Origin of the sequence: Pseudomonas serbiensis (assembly GCF_030580745.1) — a bacterium.
GTDB lineage: Bacteria > Pseudomonadota > Gammaproteobacteria > Pseudomonadales > Pseudomonadaceae > Aquipseudomonas > Aquipseudomonas serbiensis.
In genome coordinates this window covers 1-2,598 of the sequence record NZ_JAUQOO010000048.1, presented here as the reverse complement: position 1 = coordinate 2,598, position 2,598 = coordinate 1, and the positions used below count along the sequence as shown (strand labels likewise).

Below are 2,598 nucleotides of genomic sequence, written 5' to 3'. Positions count from 1 at the left end.
GCGTCAGGCGTGGTTTTTCAAAGTCGTAGTCGCGGCGGGTGGTGCGGCTGGTGCGAGTCTCCAGGCGCATGTCGAAGCGCTTGATCACCGGGTCGTTGGCGACCATGCCGGAGTCTTGCTGATAGGCGACCGGCGCGAGTTTCGGGAACACCGTCTGGTCATCGCCGAACACCAGCTTGTGGCCCGTGCTGCTGTGCTGGAAGTGGTAGTGAATCCCTTCTTCCTCGCACAGGCGCTGGATGAAGTGCAGGTCCGATTCATCGTACTGAACGCAGTAGATGCGCTCGGGATAAACCGACCCGACCGTAAATGCGTAGGCGTTGCTCTGGATGCCATGCTCTTCAAGGACCTGGGCGATGATTTTCGGCACGCTGAGGTTCTGGAAGATACGTTGGTTGATGCGGTGTGCCAGGTAGGACAACTGCGGGCGCAGGGTCACCGAGTAGCGGGTCAGGCGTTTGCCGGAGTCACCCTGGGCGGCGCGATAGATCTGGCCATGAATGCCACTGCCGTCAGGCGAAAGTTGCAGGAAGGCAGGTTTGTGCAGGAGCGTTTCGAGGTCCAGGGACGGCTGCTCACTGACCAGTTCGACGTCGAACACGAACGGTTGGCTGATGGCTTCCCGCCCGGTGAGGGACAGGACCTGAAGGTCGCTGTTGAGTCCTTCTATGGTCAGGCTGAAGTGAGTCTGATTGGCCGGCGCGAACATCCCTTGTTCCTCAATTCTGGAAGAGCGTAAACAACATCGACCAGCAGAAGCTGGTCGATGCTTGAAGCGTCAGCCGTTATCAGGCGACAGGCGAGCGCCAGTCATCGGAGCCCGAAGTGCCGGAGACTTCGTGGGTCCAGGTGATTTTGCGGTAGGTCATTTCGATGTCTTCCAGGTGCGTGAAATGCGCGTTCGCAGGGTCCTGGCAGTTGTGCATGTAGTCCTTGGAACTGACGAGGATGGCGTCTTCCAGAACGGTGGTGTAGTAGTGCTCTTGAGTGCCTTGAGCGGAAGTGCGGAACCATTTGATTTCGACTTTGCTCAGGCGCTCGCCGGAAGTCAGTGCCGCTTGCAGCAGAGGCGAGGACTTGTCGAACACTTTGGTGATTTTCACCGGTTTGTGAACGCGCTGGCCGGTAGGCTGGCCGGACTGAGGGTCACGCGGGATGATCACGTCGTGATGGAAAGCCTGGACCATTACTTCGTCTTCGTGGCCTTCCTGATAGGTGTTGCCCACGGAGTCGGCGGTGAATGCGCCGGCAGTGATCAGGCCTTGTTTTTCGCCAGTGATGGACATGTACGCGGGTGTAGCCATGGGTGCTCTCCTTGCTGAAACATTGAGTGTCCCGGGAGGCGAATTCGCCAGGTGGGTGGCGATTACAGATCAAGCTTCGTGCCAGATAATATATTTACTATATAAATCAGATAGATAGGTGTTTTGTTGTCGGGTTTTCATGATTTTCACATGGAAAACCCCTTAAAAGTGCGCAAGAAGTTGCGCAGTGGTGCGCAACTTCTTGCGCACTCGTCTGTTAGCTTTTAATTACAAGGGTTACAGAGGTCTATCCACAGGATATGCACAAAAAAGTGCGCAACTTCTTGCGCATAATGGCTATGTGGCATGCCTTCGCAGGAAACGGGATTTGACTGCTCTGAATGGCTGCCTGATGAGTTGATGCTCATCAGTCAAGGCACACACACTTGCAGGAGGCAGCTTGCTGGCGAAAATACCTGAAACCCGGCAGATATTCTGTGTCTGTACGCTGAAGTCACCAGCAAGCTGGCTCCCACAGAGTGATTCTGAGCGGCATTTCAGATCACGCGATCAATCCGGTTCGCAACCTTTGAGTACCAGCCTCAGGATGGTTTGCGTCGCCGCTTCGTAGTCGCTGTCTTCAAGCTTGTCCTTGCCGGTGACGGTAGATATCTGCCAGTCGAAGTCGGCATAGGTCTGGGTCGCGGCCCAGATGGTGAACATCAGGTGATGAGGGTCCAGGGGCGCAATCTGGCCACTGTCGATCCAGGCCTGGATGCACTCGATATTGTGTCTGGCCTGGCCGTTTAGCTGCTCGATCTGTTCGGGCGTCAGGTGCGGTGCGCCGTGCATTATTTCGCTGGCGAACACTTTCGAGGCGAAGGGCAGTTCGCGGGAAATCTGGATTTTCGAGCGGATGTAACTGCTGAGCACTTCCGTGGGAACGCCTTGGGGATTGAAGGGCGTCGAGGCACGCAGGATCGGCTCGATGATGCTTTCCAGCACCTCGCGATAGAGGTTTTCCTTGGACTTGAAGTAGTAATAGACGTTGGGCTTGGGCAGCCCTGCCTTGGCGGCGATGTCGCCGGTCTTGGTCGCGGCAAAACCCTTGTCGGCGAATTCTTCACTGGCGGCGCGCAGGATCAGTTCTCTGTTGCGCTCGCGAATACTGCTCATGACCCATATTCCTGCACGGCGGGTGCGCATGGTAGCACTGAGCTCACCGCCCGTGGGGGGGGGGGGGGGGGGGGGGGGGGGGGGGGGGGGGGGGGGGGGGGCGGGGGGGCGGGGGGGGGGGGGGGGGGGGGGGGGGCGGGGGGGGGGGGGGGGGGGGGGGGGGGGGGGGGGGGGGGGG

3 protein-coding genes are annotated in these 2,598 nt (G+C 58.5%); all 3 read right to left on the bottom strand.

What is annotated here, in order from left to right; all coding sequences use genetic code 11:
* The coding region (gene tssI / locus Q6A51_RS27205) for a type VI secretion system tip protein TssI/VgrG (protein WP_304576176.1) at positions 1-709 on the bottom strand (709 nt) is incomplete at its 3' end.
* Between the two features lie 79 nt (positions 710-788).
* Positions 789-1,304: an Hcp family type VI secretion system effector gene (locus Q6A51_RS27200; protein ID WP_201007432.1), complete on the bottom strand. Its 516-nt coding sequence runs from the start codon at positions 1,302-1,304 to the stop codon at positions 789-791.
* A 510-nt stretch (positions 1,305-1,814) separates the two neighbouring features.
* Positions 1,815-2,420, bottom strand: coding sequence for a TetR/AcrR family transcriptional regulator (locus Q6A51_RS27195; protein ID WP_304576175.1), 606 nt, complete (start codon positions 2,418-2,420; stop codon positions 1,815-1,817).
* Between the last annotated feature and the right edge of the window lie 178 nt (positions 2,421-2,598).

Bases quoted from the DNA above. Each gene is read 5' to 3' on its own strand.
- Q6A51_RS27200 (WP_201007432.1), bottom strand. From the start codon at position 1,304: ATGGCTACACCCGCGTACATGTCCATCACTGGCGAAAAACAAGGCCTG.
- Q6A51_RS27195 (WP_304576175.1), bottom strand. From the start codon at position 2,420: ATGAGCAGTATTCGCGAGCGCAACAGAGAACTGATCCTGCGCGCCGCC.